This window comes from Fictibacillus barbaricus (assembly GCF_031457135.1).
In the GTDB taxonomy this organism is placed as follows: Bacteria; Bacillota; Bacilli; order Bacillales; family Fictibacillaceae; genus Fictibacillus; species Fictibacillus barbaricus_A.
The window spans coordinates 516,287-531,162 of sequence record NZ_JAVDWA010000003.1 but is presented as its reverse complement, the minus strand read 5'-3'; the positions used below and the strand labels follow the sequence as shown (position 1 = coordinate 531,162).

Below are 14,876 nucleotides of genomic sequence, written 5' to 3'. Positions count from 1 at the left end.
AACTTAGAAAAAGTTAGGTTTATTAATAAGATGATCTAAAGGGAGATAGTTATGAATAACGATGAACCTATAAAAATTCTCCATGTTGTTGGAGCTATGAATAGAGCTGGAACCGAAACCATGTTAATGAATATTTATAGAAACATCGACAGAAATAAAGTTCAATTTGATTTTATCTCTTATAGTCAAAAAGGCGCTCACTACGATGAGGAAATAAAAAGTTTGGGTGGCAATGTTATTAGAATACCCCGCACGCTCTCAATTAAAGAACATTATCAAGCTATCAAAATACATGGGCCATATCATGCTGTCCACGCCCATACATTGTTTCATTGTGGAATTGCTATTATCGCTGCTGTATTAGCAGGTGTGAAAATCAGAATATCCCATGCACATACAACTTTAGATCATAATAAAAGCCTAATAAGAAAGATTTACTTTCACTTTATGCGATTTATTATTAATCATCTTTCTACAAACCTTTTAGCATGCAGTAACGGTGCTGGAACATATTTGTTTGGCAAAAAAGCTTTATTAAATGAAAAATATACCTATATTCCTAATGTAATTGATTACTCGAGATTCTTAAATGTTCCCATTTCAGATGTTAAATGTTTTAAAGATGAAGAAAGTCTTGATAAGAGTTTAGTTATCGGTCACATTGGCAGGTTTATAGAAGCGAAAAACCATATGTTTTTATTAGAAATATTGAAACAAGTAATCAAAAATGATCCTACCATAAAATTATTATTAGTTGGAGATGGAGACTTAAGAAACCATATAGAAGAACAGGCAAAAAAAGATGGGATATATGAACAAATAAACTTTGTCGGTGTAAAAGATAACATACCTACGATGCTGCATAGTATGGATGTATTTGTTTTCCCTTCTTTATACGAGGGATTAGGACTTGTGCTTTTAGAAGCTCAAGCATGCGGTGTTCCTTGCATAGTATCTGAAGCCATACAACCAGAAGCAGATCTGAAAATGGGTTTAGTGACAAAACTTCCATTAGCAAAAGGTAGCGAGGTTTGGGCAGATAATATTATAGAAATAGCAGGTAAAAAAGAAAAAGATATAAATAAAATTATTCAATGCTTTGATGATAATGGATACTCCTTGACTGAAGGAATATCACGATTATTTGCCATTTATAAAACGAATGATGGAGAAGTGTATGAAAGAGCTGCTAATAGCTTCATATGATATGGAAGTGGGTGGAGTAGAAAGAAGTCTTATCAGTATGTTAAATAACTTTGACTATAAAAATCATGAAGTAGATCTGATGTTATACAGTCATACGGGTGACTTTATGAATTTACTCCCTAAACAAGCAAAATTATTGAGCGAATCCAAAGCTTATAAAACATTTAGAATGCCTATCGGGAAAATACTGCAATCTGCGAAATTGCCATTAGCTTTAGCAAGATTATTTGCAAAATATAAAGCAAATTTAAATCATTCTCATGAAAATGGGTATAAACAATTGCAATATATGTGGGTGTACACACTACCTTTTTTACCAAGGTTAAAGAAGAAATATGATGTTGCGATAAGTTATTTGTGGCCCCATTATTTTGTTGCAGAGAAAGTGACAGCAAAAACCAAAATTGCCTGGATACATACAGACTTTTCAACCGTAGATACAGATGAAGAGTTAGATTTTCAAATGTGGAATAAATTTGATTACATTATGGCAGTATCTGAGGAATGCAAAAATGCTTTTCTAAGTAAATATAAGGCTTTAGAAAATAAGGTACTTGTCATTGAAAATATTACTTCTCCAGAATTTATCCTTAACCTAGCAGCCGAGAAAGTGGATAGTCCGATTTTTCAGGATTCAAGGTTTAAGATCGTAACAGTGGCTCGTTTATCCTATGCAAAGGGAATAGATAATGCAGTTAAAGCATTAAAGTTATTAAAACAAAAGGGTTATGATGATATCGTCTGGTATGTGGTTGGATATGGGGGAGATGAAGGAATGTTGAAAGAATTAATCAAACAAAATGGACTGGAAGATCAGTTCATCCTTTTAGGGAAACAATTAAACCCATATCCGGTTATGAATGCAGCTGACTTATACGTCCAGCCATCTCGGTATGAGGGAAAAGCTGTTACAGTAGGAGAAGCCCAAATTCTTTCCAAACCAGTACTGATCACAAATTATGCCACAGCAAACAGTCAAGTAAAGAATGGATTTGATGGATCAATATGTGAAATGTCGATTGAAGGAATAGCAGATGGAATAGAACGGATGTATAAGGATAAAGAATTCAGAAAACAGCTTTCGCATAATTGCCTTGATACAAACTATCATAATAGTCATGAATTACAAAAATTATATCAATTGATTTAGGAGGGACAATAAATGGAAGAAGAGACAAAAGTGAGTGTCGTTGTCCCTATTTATAAGGTAGAAAAATATATTCATAGATGTATAGATAGTATTCTGAATCAAACGTATAAAAACTTAGAAATCATCTTAGTAAATGATGGTTCCCCAGATCGTTGTGGTAAGATTGCTGAAGATTATGGCTCTAAAGATAATCGTATAAAGGTAATTCATAAGGAAAACGGTGGATTATCGGATGCTAGAAATTATGGTATGAAACAGGTAACTGGCGAATTTACTATGTTCGTGGACAGTGATGATTGGCTAGAGATAGAGATGATAAACAACATGGTGAATAGTGCAATAACGAACAAAGCTGATGTCGTTCAATCAGCTTTTTATTATGCCTATGAAGATAAGCTTTTACTGGATCGAATATACGATTCGCAAAATGCTTCTCCTGAAATATTAGATAAGAAAACATTAATGCACGAGTTAGTGACTAATGAAAAAGTGAAAAATTTTGCTTGGGGAAAATTATATAAAACGGAGATCATCCGAGATATTCCATTTAAAAAGGGTGTTCTTTTTGAAGATGTGTTTTGGGCTCATCATGTAATGCACCGGGTAAATACCTTTCTTATGTTAAAGCAACCGTATTACAACTATTACCAAAGAAACGACAGTATTGTAGCTACTTATACAATACGAAACTTGGATATGATTACAGGACTAAAAGAGAGGCATCAATTTATTAAAGAGTATTATCAGGAATTATTAGATGAGTCTTTAAAATTGTTATTACGAACTTGTCTGGTTCACTATAATTTACTTCTGGCTAATAGGAAGGAAGATAGTGATGGGTTTCATAGAAAAAAAATACGAACTTACGTGAAAAATTACAATTCCGAATTAGCATTAATTGATGATAAACAACTTAAAAAGCAACTGATTCTTTTCAGAATACACCCCTATTTAAATGTGGGTTTTCTGATAATTAATAAAGTGTTAAGGAAAATGAATTTGATATCGCAGCCTTTACTACAGGTTGAAGTAAGGAGACTTTAAATAATGAAGTTAGATATTGAAATAATAAAAAAATATACATACCTCCTATTAATCTATTTATTTAATATGTTTCCAATAAAGAAAAATAAAATTTTTTTATTTAGTTATTATGGCAGCCAATTTGGAGGGAGCCCTAAATATATAACTGAATTTATTCTCGGAAATTATCCATCAGATAAATATGACCTTGTATGGGCATTCAATAAACCTGAGTCAAAGCAAAATATCATTGGTGTACGAAAAGTTAGAACGATGTCTTTAAAATATTTTTATGAAATCTGTACATCCAAAATTATTATTACGAATTTTAGAACGACAGATTTATTTGTAAAGAGAAAAAATCAGTATTATATACAGACTTGGCATAGTTCTTTAAGACTAAAACAAATTGAAAAAGATGCTGAAGACGCATTGCCACCGTACTATGTAAAAATGGCTAAAAAAGACTCGTTAAAATGTGATTTACTTCTATCTGGAAGCCGATTCAGTACAGAGATTTTTAAAAGATCTTTTTGGTATGATGGTGAAATATTTGAGCATGGAATTCCAAGAAATGATTTACTCTTTCAAAAGAATGAACAAAAAAGCGTTGAGATAAAGAAGAGGCTAAATATACAGCAGGATTCTAAAATTCTGTTGTATGCCCCCACTTTTAGAAAGAATAACCGTTTAGATGTCTATGACCTGGACTTTAGCCAGATAGAACAAAAACTTTCTAATAAATTCGGAGGCGAATGGCTCGTTTTAGTAAAATTGCACCCTCATTTAGTCTCACAATCTAGTCAATTAACATTTGGTGAAAATGTTGTGGATGTGACGTCATATGATGATGTACAAGAACTGCTTTTAATTTCCGATGTTCTAATATCTGATTATTCATCACTTATATTTGATTTTTCTATTACACAAAGACCATGTTTTCTTTATGTGCCTGATTTACTTGAATATACAAATAACGATAGGGATCTTTATTTTGATTTAATGGAACTCCCTTTTGTTAGTGCTACTAGTAATCATGACTTATTAGAAAAAATAGAAAGTTTTCAATACAAAAGTTATGAAGAAGATCTTAGGAGATTCTTATCAGAAGTTGGTTCTTTTGAAGATGGAAGGGCAAGTGAATACTTGATGCAGCATATTCAAAATATTTGTTTTTAGAGGAATGGAGCGATATTTATGAAGCGGTATGAAGTTGGATATACAACAGGTGTTTTTGATTTATTTCATGTTGGACATCTAAATATTTTAAAGAGAGCAAAGGAACAGTGTGAATATCTGATAGTTGGTGTCAGTTCGGATGAGTTAGTTTTGAATTATAAGAAAAAACAACCTGTAATTTCGCATGTAGACAGGATGGCAATTGTAGAAGGAGTGAAATATGTAGATCGGGTTGTTCCTCAAACGAGTAGAGATAAGTTTACAGCCTGGGAACAATTAAGTTTTGATGTAATGTTTGTTGGGGATGATTGGAAAGGAAATAATCTATTTAATCAACTTGAAAAACAATTTAGCAAAGTAGGGGTAGACATTGTTTATTTTCCATATACACAAAATGTTTCGTCTACTCTTGTAAAAGAAAAAATAATGTTATAAAGGAGTAGGTACTAAATGACACCAGAAATCAGTATTATTGTACCTGTTTATAATATTGCTCAGTATCTTAGAAAGTGTTTGGATAGTATTTTAGCACAGACTTTTAAAAACTTTGAACTTATTGTTGTAAATGATGGATCTACGGATGATAGCGGGCTGATATGTGAGGAATATGCATTAAAAGATGCAAGAGTCAAAGTGATTAATAAAAAAAATGGTGGGCTTAGCTCAGCTAGAAATGTTGGTATTAAGATGGCTGCAGGGAAATATCTAGGATTTGTAGATGGCGATGATTGGATATTAAAGGATATGTATCAAAATTTATATGAGTTATGTATTGAAACTAAAAGTGATATAGCTATTTGTACTATGTTACGAGAAATTGATAATAAGATAGTTTATTTAAATAGAAAGGAATTTATTACAGAATTAGATAATGTTGAAGCAATGAGACAGCTTTTCAAAGGTGATTTATATAGATTTGCGGTATGGAATAAGTTATATAATAAAAAATGTTTTGAGAATATTCAGTTTCCAGAAGGAAGAATTCATGAAGATTTATCAACTTCATATAAAGTATTTGCTAACGCAAAAAAAGTAGTTTTTACAAATTATAGTGGATATATCTATGTGAAAAGAGAGAGTAGTATATTAACCTCTATATATAGTAATAAAAGGTTAGATGCATTTATTGGATGGGATGAAATAATTCAATACATGGATCAGAAATATCCACAACTTTCTAAAGAATATATATCTTGTTTTGTTTATTGGTGTATAGACAATATTTTTTATATTTTAAACCAAGTTCTTTTGAAAGAAAAACAACTTGAATATTTAAATGTAATAAAAAAATATATTAGAAAACACTTTAAAGAAATTATTAGAAGTAGTGAATTATCTTTTAAGAGTAAATTCATAATTACACTAATAAATGTTAACACTAGAGGATTTCTCTATTTATATAGTTTTATAAATCTAATTTCTTTGAGAAGAGATTTGGCACAAATAAATTAGAAACAAAAATAATTTCAAAAGAGTTGATAAAAATGAAAAAAAACATTTTATTTGTTATAGACTCATTGCATTGTGCGGGAGCAGAAAAAAGTTTAGTTACATTATTATCAATGCTGGATTACTCAAGATACTCTGTTGATTTACAATTGTTTGGGTATGGCGGTGAGCTTGAAGACCTTATTCCAAAAGAAGTTAATCTATTACGACCAATGAAATATACCCAATATTCTAGTCTGAGTCTAACAGAATCAATAAAATACACTATTCAAAAATTAGAGTTCAAAATGCTGCTTTCAAGATTTAAGTATTCAGCAAAAATCCGTAAACAAAAATACAGTAATCCACAAAAAGCTCGAATATTTTGGCAAAATGTATCTGATGTTATTGAAATCAACCCGAAAAATTATGATATTGCTATTAGTTATGCACAGGGAGTACCCACCTTTTATGTAGCTGAAAAAGTGAAGGCAAAAGAAAAGTTTGCATGGGTGAATGTTAGTTATCGGTTAAATAAAAATGAAAAGAAATTTCAAAAAGCATATTATGATCAATATAAAAAAATAATTGCAGTGTCTGATTCAACAAAGGAAATATTAATTGAAACTTTTCCCGAATACGAAGATAAAATCAATATTATATATGATATCAACAATCCCCACTTTATTTCTAGTTTAGCTGAAGCTGGACCTAAAGATGAGGATTTTTTTGATGGAATAAAGATTCTGACTATAGGAAGATTAGCAAATCAAAAAGGTTATGATGTTGCTTTGGAAGCCTGTAAAAAACTAAAAGAAGAAGGTGTTAATTTTAAATGGTATGTACTAGGCAAAGGACCTCTTCAAAAAGAAATTGAAAAGTATATAAAAGATCATAATTTATCCGAGCATTTTATTTTATTAGGAGTTCATGCTAATCCGTATCCATTTATAAAAAAATCTGATATTTACGTACAGACTTCAAGATATGAAGGTTTTGGACTGGCGATTGCAGAGGCTAGAATGCTTAATATACCAGTAGTCACTACAAGGTTTGATGCAGTATTTAATCAAATGATTCATGAAAAAAATGGTTTAGTAGTTGATATGAATGCTAATGCAATTAGCGAAGGAATAAAAAGGTTAATTAAGGATAGTGAGTTAAAGCAAAGTATAATTGATTATTTGCATTCCGAAAAAAAAGGCAACTTAGAGGAAATAGATAAGTTCTATCAATTAATTGGTTAGTGCCATTAATGAAAGAGTGAATAAACATAATGAAAAAGAAAATTTTATTCATGGTAATAAATATGAATGTGGGTGGGACAGAAAAAGCCTTACTAAACATGATATCAGAGATGCCAAGAGAAGAGTTTGATATCACCATCCTTATGCTTGAAAAGTATGGAGGGTTCTTAGACTTAATACCAAAAGACGTTCAGGTGAAGTATTTAGAAGGTTATAATAAAATTAAACCAATATTGAATAAGCCACCAAAAACAACTGCTTGGAACCTTATTAATGAAGGGAAAGTATTAAATGGTCTATATCTATTAATCCTTCATTTTACTTCAAAACTAATAAAAGATAGATCAATTATTTTTAAATATATATTAAAGAATATACCAGATTTTAAAAATGATTTTGATATCGCTGTAGCTTATGCAGGTCCGATGGACTTCATAAGCTATTTTATTGTAAAAAAAATAAAAGCTAAAAAGAAAATTCAATGGATTCATTTTGATATTACTAAGATTGGATTTAACAAACATTTTGCATCAAAAATTTATAATAAGTTTGACCAAATATTTGTTGTTTCAAAAGAAGCAAAAAATAAACTTATTAATGCAGTTCCTACTATAAAAGGAAAGACAGATATTTTCTTCAACATGGTATCTAAGAATGAGGTTTTTAAACAATCAAAAGAAGGAACTGGATTTAACGATAATTTTGAAGGTGAAAGAATTCTTACAGTAGGAAGGTTAACTAATGAAAAAGGACAGGATTTAGCTATAAAAGTTTTGGTGCGGTTAATAAAAAATGGTTATAACGTTAGATGGTATTGCTTAGGGGAAGGAAGTTCTCGAACAGAATATGAAAAACTAATAGCAGAAAATAATCTTCAGAATAATTTTATTTTGTTAGGTTCCAATCCAAACCCATATCCTTTTATTGATCAATGTGATATATATGTTCAACCCTCTAGATACGAGGGTTATTGTATATCCCTTATTGAAGCTAGAATATTAAAAAAACCTATCGTAACAACTAATGTAAATGGTGTAAATGAACAAATTAAAAATGGAGTAACTGGACTAGTAGTGAAAATTGATGAAAATGAATTGTATGTTGCTGTATCTAAATTATTAAAAGATCATAAATTAAGAAACATATTATGTTCCAATCTACTAGACGAAAGTATTAAATCTTCAATAGAAGATAAAAATATGAGTTCGATTTTTAATTAAGTATTTTATGCATATTAATTTAATTTGTAAATAAGAAGGTGAGGATTCTATGAGGCCAGTCCTAAGTATAGTTGTACCAATCTATAAAGTTGAAAACTACTTAGAAAATTGTATTAATTCAATTCTATCTCAAACTTATTCAGATTTTGAACTAATACTTGTAAACGACGGTTCTCCAGACAATTGTGGGGAAATTTGTGAGTATTACAAAAGAAAAGATAAAAGAGTCAAAATTATTCATAAAGAGAATGGAGGTGTATCCTCCGCACGTAATAAAGGGATAGAAATTTCAAAGGGGGAGTATATAGCTTTTGTTGATCCCGATGATACTATTGAGCCAAACATGTACGAAGTGTTATTAGAGAATGCGTTACATCTTAACGCTGATATTGTTGTTTGTCCCATAAAGACAATAAATGTAGAAACAAGCACTTATTCTACTTCATCAATTTGGAAAAATACTAATTCTGTTATTGGTAAAAAAGCAATTGAAGATTATATAATTCCATCAATTCTAAAAAATAAAACTTTTAGTCTTGTATCTAGTGTAAATAAACTTTATAGAAAGTCGTTATTTAATTCTTTTAAATTTGAAGAACACAAACATCATAGTGAAGATGCAAGGCTTAATTTTAAGTTTTTAACAATAACAAATAATTTAGTGTTTGTAGAACAGCCCTTATATAATTATTATAAACACAAAAGAGAATCACTTACTCAGATTTTCAGAGAAAACTTTTACGATTATATTGTTGATAACAAAAAACTTTTAATAGAGATATGTAATAGTTACAAACTTAAAGATTACACTATATATGTAAAAAATCATTATACAAGTGTAACTTTATCTTATATACAAGAAGTGGTAAAGAGTCCTTTAACTATCAATGAAAAATACAAAATCATATCTACGATTTTAAATGATATACATTTTAATGAGGATCTTAAAGGTTATAAATGCCCATCCTTTTACTATAAATTATTAAAGGTATTTTGTTTTAACAAAAACGAAAGGCTATTATACAAGGTCATATTTACCAAGAATAAATTTCAATTACTATTAAATAAATTTTAGAAAAATGTCTGGTTTTGTGAAAGGTGAAAAAATGATGAGAACAATAAAAAAACTTTTACTGCTTTTGAATAAAAAAGAAAAGAAAAAATTAATATTTTTATTTTTTTTAATGGTAGTTGCTGCTTTATTTGAGACTATTGGAATTGGATTAATCGTTCCATTCGTTGGATTAGTAACAAATCCTACAATAATTCAAGAACAAGAAATTTTATCTTATATATATAAACTTTTTAACTTTCAATCAACTTTAGCTTTTACTGTATTTGGTGTTGTGGTTTTACTTACAATTTTTGTACTGAAAAACCTGTATTTACTTTTTTTTAACTTTGCTCAATTAAAAGTTATCCTTAATCAGCAAGTTAAGCTCTCCAAAAGATTGTTTGAAGAGTACTTAAATAAACCATATACATTTCACTTACAACGTAATACGGCAGATTTACTTAGAAATGTGAATGATGAGGTACCTAAAGTATTCCAAGGTATTATTATGTCTGGTTTTCAGCTTTTTACTGAAATATTAGTAACAACTAGTATTTTATTTCTTCTGTTAATGACAAATACTGTAGCGACAATAACTTCAGCAATTCTATTATGTGGAAGTATGTGGTTGTTTTTTAAATTTTTTCGTAAAAAAATCACTTTATTAGGTAAGGAACAACAAGAAGTAAGTGGATCAATGATTAAATGGGTTAATCAAGGATTAGGAGCTAGTAAGGAAGTTAAAGTGTCAGGAAGAGAACGCCTTTTTATTAATGCATACACCAAGCACAGCCAAACTAAAGCGAATAATAGTCGTTATATGAAAATGTTAGAACAGGTACCGAGGCTTTTTATTGAAACATTACTTGTGTCAATCGTACTTATAACAATGCTAATTATCGTTTTTCAAGAAAAGAGTACTTCACAACTCATTTCTACCATGGCTCTATTTACGATGGCAGCTTTCCGTTTAATGCCATCTATTACACGTATAATAGCCTTGATTACAACAATTCGTTACAGTCAGCCAGCATTAGATGTTGTTTATGAAGATCTATTTATTAGCAACGATAAGAACTCAAATATCTTTTTTTCTCAAGAAGATTCCGTATTAACATCCATAAACAAAAGAGAAAAAACATTCAAAGGTTCAATTAAGTTGAATGAAGTCTCTTTTAGATACCCTAATCAAAGAGACTATTCCGCAAAAAATGTCTCCTTAACAATCCCGATTGGTAAATCCGTTGCATTTATCGGTGAATCTGGTGCTGGAAAAACTACAATTGTTGATATCATTCTAGGGTTGTTCCAGCCTGAAAAAGGTAATGTTCTAATTGATGGGAAAAGTATTTTTGAACAAAAATCATTATGGCAGCAGAAAATTGGGTATATCCCGCAATCTATATTCTTGACGGATGATACCATACGGGGAAATGTAGCCTTTGGGATTGCTGATGAACAGATAGATGATGAAGCTGTTTGGAGAGCATTAGATCAAGCACAATTAAAAGAATTTGTTGAGGCACTTCCTAACCAATTGGAAACAGAGGTTGGGGAAAGAGGAGTAAGGCTTTCTGGCGGGCAACGTCAACGAATAGGAATTGCACGAGCATTGTACCATAACCCAGAAATCTTATTTATGGATGAAGCAACGTCTGCATTGGACAATGAAACTGAAAAAGAAATCATGAAGGCGATTGATGGGTTAAAAGGCGAAAAGACATTGATCATTATCGCTCATAGACTCAGTACGATAGAAAATTGTGACATTGTGTTTAAAATGAGTAAAGGTAAATTAGTATCTATCGATAATAAACGGGAACAGAAAGCAATTGCGCATTAATAAAATAGTTTTACAGACCATTGTATCTTAAATAATTAAGATGCTTTTTTTATGTCTGAAAAAGCGGGGGATTAAGATGGGTTCATTCGAATTACTGACTCAAGAAAAACTAAAACGCATTTTGATAGATGTTAAGCAACAAGGAGAGAATCTACTAATTGAAGATGCAATAGACATGATTAATGAACTGAAAAAACAGATTTTAGCCTCAATTACACCTAAAAGATTAGGAGCCTAGAAATTGTGAAGAGAACCTTTGATATGATTACCTCTCTTGTTTTATTGATCATATTTTCAGTTGTAATAGGCATTCTTGCCATCTTAGTAAAAAACAAACTCGGATCTCCAATTATCTTTAAGCAGGAAAGACCAGGACTCCATGCCAAGCCGTTTTATCTGTATAAATTCCGTACGATGACAGACCAAAAAGATCGTTTTGGAAATCTGTTATCTGATGAAGATCGGCTAACTCCATTTGGTCAGTTTTTAAGAAAAAATAGCCTAGATGAACTCCCCCAATTGTGGAATGTACTCAAAGGAGATATCAGTCTGGTTGGACCAAGACCACTATTGATGAGTTATTTGGAGCTATATACAGAAGAACAAAATAAGCGCCACGATGTGAAGCCAGGAATCACAGGCTGGGCACAAATCAATGGTAGAAACGCAATTTCTTGGGATGAGAAATTTCAGCTAGACTTATGGTATGTACAGAACCAAGACTTTTTATTAGATTTAAAAATACTATTTCTAACTTTGAAAAAAGTAATCAGAAGTGAAGGAATATCTAATAGTAATTCAGTTACAATGCCAATATTCAATGGGACTGCTAATAGACATAAAGAAATGCAATGAAGAGTATGAATAATTATCCTTTCTTGTTAGGAGATTGTTGCTGTGAAGAATATTGTCGTGTTTGGTTGTGGAGGACACGCTAAGGTCGTTATCGATATCCTTGAAAAAAATAATGAGTTTAACATATTGGGATTGATTGATGATTTTGTTGCTGCGGGTACTCTTGTTTATGGATATGAAGTATTAGGGGATGAAACGATACTTGAAGCGAATTCGAAAATAGTTGGTGGTATAGTCGCAATTGGTGATAATTCTGTTAGAAGTCAAATGGTTGGAAAAATTAAAGAAATAGCAACTGATTTTAGCTTCATTACAGCTGTTCATCCATCAGTCGTCATTGCAAGAGGAGTTGAACTTGGTGAAGGTACGGTCGTTATGCCAGGAGCGATAATAAACAGCGACAGTAAAATAGGTGAACATTGCATTATTAATACGAAAGCTTCAATTGATCATGATTGTAGGCTAGGAGATTATGTTTCATTAGCACCAGGAGTAACGTTAGGTGGAAATGTTGCTATAGGTCAGTATTCAGCAGTTTCATTAGGATCATCAATCATACACTCCATAAAAATTGGGCAGCACACCATTATCGGTGCAGGATCAACGGTTTTAAAGGATACTGAGTCAAACGTTATTGCATATGGCACGCCTGCAAATGTGGTAAGAACAAGAATAAAAGGAGAAAAATATTTGTAAAAAAAGAGGAGGTTCTCAATTGCAAACTCATACTGATAAAAAACGTATTTACCTTGCTTCTCCGCATATGAGTGGAAATGAGCAGAAGTATATTGAACAAGCGTTTCACACAAATTGGATCGCCCCTTTAGGTCCAAACGTTGATGCTTTTGAAACAGAATTAACTGCATATGTTGGAGCAAGTGAAGGAGTTGCATTGAGTTCTGGTACAGCTGCCATTCATCTTGCTCTTTCTTTGTTAGGTGTAAAAAAAGGAGATACTGTTTTTTGTTCAACTTTTACATTTGTCGCTAGTGCTAATCCAATCCTTTATCAGGGAGCAGATCCTGTGTTCATCGACTCTGAACCAGATACGTGGAATATGTCACCACAAGCTCTTGAAAAAGCATTGAAAGTAGCGAAATTGAAAAGAAAGCTACCAAAAGCAGTAATCGTTGTAAACTTATATGGCCAAAGCGCAAAGATGGACGAGATTTTAAACTTGTGTAATGAATACTGCGTTCCCGTCATTGAAGATGCTGCTGAATCACTTGGTTCTACATATAAAGGAAAAGCTAGCGGGACATTTGGGAAATTTGGTATTTACTCTTTTAATGGGAATAAAATCATTACGACTTCTGGTGGGGGAATGCTGATTTCCAATGAAAAAGAAGCTATAAAAAAGGCAAGGTTTTTATCAACACAAGCAAGAGATGAAGCCGTTCATTACCAACATAGTGAGATGGGATACAATTACCGAATGAGCAATATTCTTGCTGGAGTTGGTAGGGGGCAACTGGAAGTTTTACAGCAAAGAGTTTTCGAAAAAAGAGATATCTTTGATTTTTATGAGGAAGAATTAAGTGAGGTGCCGGGCATTTCGTTTATGCCAGAATTAGAGGAGACTTTCTCAAATCGTTGGCTTTCTGTAATGACAATTGATGAAAAAATAACCGGTTTATCCGTTAATGGTCTAGTAATAGCTTTGGCAGAGAAGAATATTGAAGCCAGACCGGTATGGAAACCGTTACATCTTCAGCCATTGTTCAAAGATGTTGCATATTTTCCGCATGAAAAAGGTCATAGTGTATCAGAAAAACTTTTTAAAACTGGAATCTGCCTTCCTTCTGGGACAAATATGACGAAAAAGGAGCAGCTGCATGTTATTAATACCATTAAATCAGCACTTATTATAAATGATCCTAGTTTTTCACCTGCAAGCGAAATAAGATAAGTTATCTAACTTATCTTATTTTTTATATACATAAGGCTCTTAATAGCAGTACCCAATAATGATAAAAGAGGTTAACACTATATGATTGGGAAAAACATTTATGAACTTCGGAAACGGAAAGGTATAACTCTTACTGAACTTGCTGATCGCTCAAAAGTATCAAAATCGTATTTAAGTAATATTGAAAGAAGATTAAATAAAAACCCCTCCATTCAAGTCATTGAAAAAATTGCACTTGTTTTAGATGTAGAGGTAAAAGCACTGTTAAGCAATAAATTAGAAAGTGAGCATCTAGAGGTAGAAAAAGAGTGGGTAGAATTTGTTGTTGAACTTAAAAGGTTAGGAATCAATAAAGAAATTATTCATGAATATCGTGAGTTAATAGAATTTATTAAATGGAAGAAAAGTGAAACAGGAAATCAGGAGTAAAATATGACTCGACTAATGTCGAAAAAATGTTCTTTAAAAAGAACACAAGTAACAATATAATGAATACAACAGATGTGTACTTTAAAGAAAATAAAAAGGGGATATGGATATGAAAAAAAATGAATCTACTTCAGCATACCAACAGCCTAAAGTACTTCATCATCAGCAAATACGTTTTGAAACGGCACAAAGTTGGAATAAGGGTCACGGTAATGTCGATCATCCAGGCACCGGTAATGGCGGTATTAACTATCCACTTCCACCTTATACAGGACCTCATAATGGAAATGGTGGGGGAAATGGGAAGGGCAAAGGAAATAAGTAAACCAAATG

The 14,876-nt window shown here is 31.5% G+C and carries 16 protein-coding genes; all 16 read left to right on the top strand.

The annotated features are described in order from the left end of the window. The first annotated feature begins 51 nt into the window (after positions 1-51). The 16 genes from J2X07_RS11575 to J2X07_RS11500 all read left to right on the top strand — a co-directional run bounded on the left by J2X07_RS11575 (position 52) and on the right by J2X07_RS11500 (position 14,868). Entirely contained in the window at positions 52-1,206 is a 1,155-nt protein-coding gene (locus J2X07_RS11575; protein ID WP_310258867.1) for a glycosyltransferase family 1 protein, read from the top strand. Further along, complete coding sequence (locus J2X07_RS11570; RefSeq protein ID WP_310258866.1) at positions 1,178-2,356, top strand: glycosyltransferase; 1,179 nt, start codon at positions 1,178-1,180, stop codon at positions 2,354-2,356. The genes J2X07_RS11575 and J2X07_RS11570 overlap by 29 nt, the downstream gene beginning before the upstream one ends. A gap of 12 nt (positions 2,357-2,368) precedes the next feature. After that, positions 2,369-3,400: a glycosyltransferase family 2 protein gene (locus J2X07_RS11565; RefSeq protein WP_310258865.1), complete on the top strand. Its 1,032-nt coding sequence runs from the start codon at positions 2,369-2,371 to the stop codon at positions 3,398-3,400. A 3-nt stretch (positions 3,401-3,403) separates the two neighbouring features. Continuing rightward, the gene (locus tag J2X07_RS11560) at positions 3,404-4,558 is read left to right on the top strand and encodes a CDP-glycerol glycerophosphotransferase family protein (protein ID WP_310258864.1); all 1,155 of its coding nucleotides are present in this window, start codon (positions 3,404-3,406) and stop codon (positions 4,556-4,558) included. Positions 4,559-4,576: 18 nt separating this feature from the next. Then, positions 4,577-4,993 (top strand): adenylyltransferase/cytidyltransferase family protein, encoded by a 417-nt coding sequence (locus tag J2X07_RS11555; protein ID WP_310258863.1) that lies wholly within the window; start codon positions 4,577-4,579, stop codon positions 4,991-4,993. Positions 4,994-5,008: 15 nt separating this feature from the next. Then, the gene (locus J2X07_RS11550) at positions 5,009-6,010 is read left to right on the top strand and encodes a glycosyltransferase family 2 protein (RefSeq protein ID WP_310258862.1); all 1,002 of its coding nucleotides are present in this window, start codon (positions 5,009-5,011) and stop codon (positions 6,008-6,010) included. A gap of 32 nt (positions 6,011-6,042) precedes the next feature. Further along, positions 6,043-7,233, top strand: a complete 1,191-nt coding sequence (locus tag J2X07_RS11545; RefSeq protein ID WP_310258861.1) for a glycosyltransferase — start codon at positions 6,043-6,045, stop codon at positions 7,231-7,233. 29 nt (positions 7,234-7,262) lie between these two features. Further along, the gene (locus J2X07_RS11540; RefSeq protein WP_310258860.1) at positions 7,263-8,453 is read left to right on the top strand and encodes a glycosyltransferase; all 1,191 of its coding nucleotides are present in this window, start codon (positions 7,263-7,265) and stop codon (positions 8,451-8,453) included. A gap of 49 nt (positions 8,454-8,502) precedes the next feature. After that, positions 8,503-9,528: a glycosyltransferase gene (locus J2X07_RS11535; protein WP_310258859.1), complete on the top strand. Its 1,026-nt coding sequence runs from the start codon at positions 8,503-8,505 to the stop codon at positions 9,526-9,528. Between the two features lie 31 nt (positions 9,529-9,559). Next, positions 9,560-11,350, top strand: a complete 1,791-nt coding sequence (locus tag J2X07_RS11530; protein WP_310258858.1) for an ABC transporter ATP-binding protein — start codon at positions 9,560-9,562, stop codon at positions 11,348-11,350. A 76-nt stretch (positions 11,351-11,426) separates the two neighbouring features. Further along, positions 11,427-11,588, top strand: coding sequence for a hypothetical protein (locus tag J2X07_RS11525; protein WP_310258857.1), 162 nt, complete (start codon positions 11,427-11,429; stop codon positions 11,586-11,588). 5 nt (positions 11,589-11,593) lie between these two features. Then, positions 11,594-12,205 (top strand): sugar transferase, encoded by a 612-nt coding sequence (locus tag J2X07_RS11520; RefSeq protein WP_310258856.1) that lies wholly within the window; start codon positions 11,594-11,596, stop codon positions 12,203-12,205. A 42-nt stretch (positions 12,206-12,247) separates the two neighbouring features. Further along, positions 12,248-12,901: an acetyltransferase gene (locus J2X07_RS11515; protein WP_310258855.1), complete on the top strand. Its 654-nt coding sequence runs from the start codon at positions 12,248-12,250 to the stop codon at positions 12,899-12,901. A 67-nt stretch (positions 12,902-12,968) separates the two neighbouring features. After that, entirely contained in the window at positions 12,969-14,114 is a 1,146-nt protein-coding gene (locus tag J2X07_RS11510) for a DegT/DnrJ/EryC1/StrS family aminotransferase (RefSeq protein WP_310259036.1), read from the top strand. A gap of 81 nt (positions 14,115-14,195) precedes the next feature. Further along, positions 14,196-14,543, top strand: a complete 348-nt coding sequence (locus J2X07_RS11505) for a helix-turn-helix domain-containing protein (RefSeq protein ID WP_310258854.1) — start codon at positions 14,196-14,198, stop codon at positions 14,541-14,543. Between the two features lie 109 nt (positions 14,544-14,652). Next, positions 14,653-14,868, top strand: coding sequence for a hypothetical protein (locus J2X07_RS11500; RefSeq protein ID WP_310258853.1), 216 nt, complete (start codon positions 14,653-14,655; stop codon positions 14,866-14,868). Positions 14,869-14,876 lie beyond the last annotated feature (8 nt).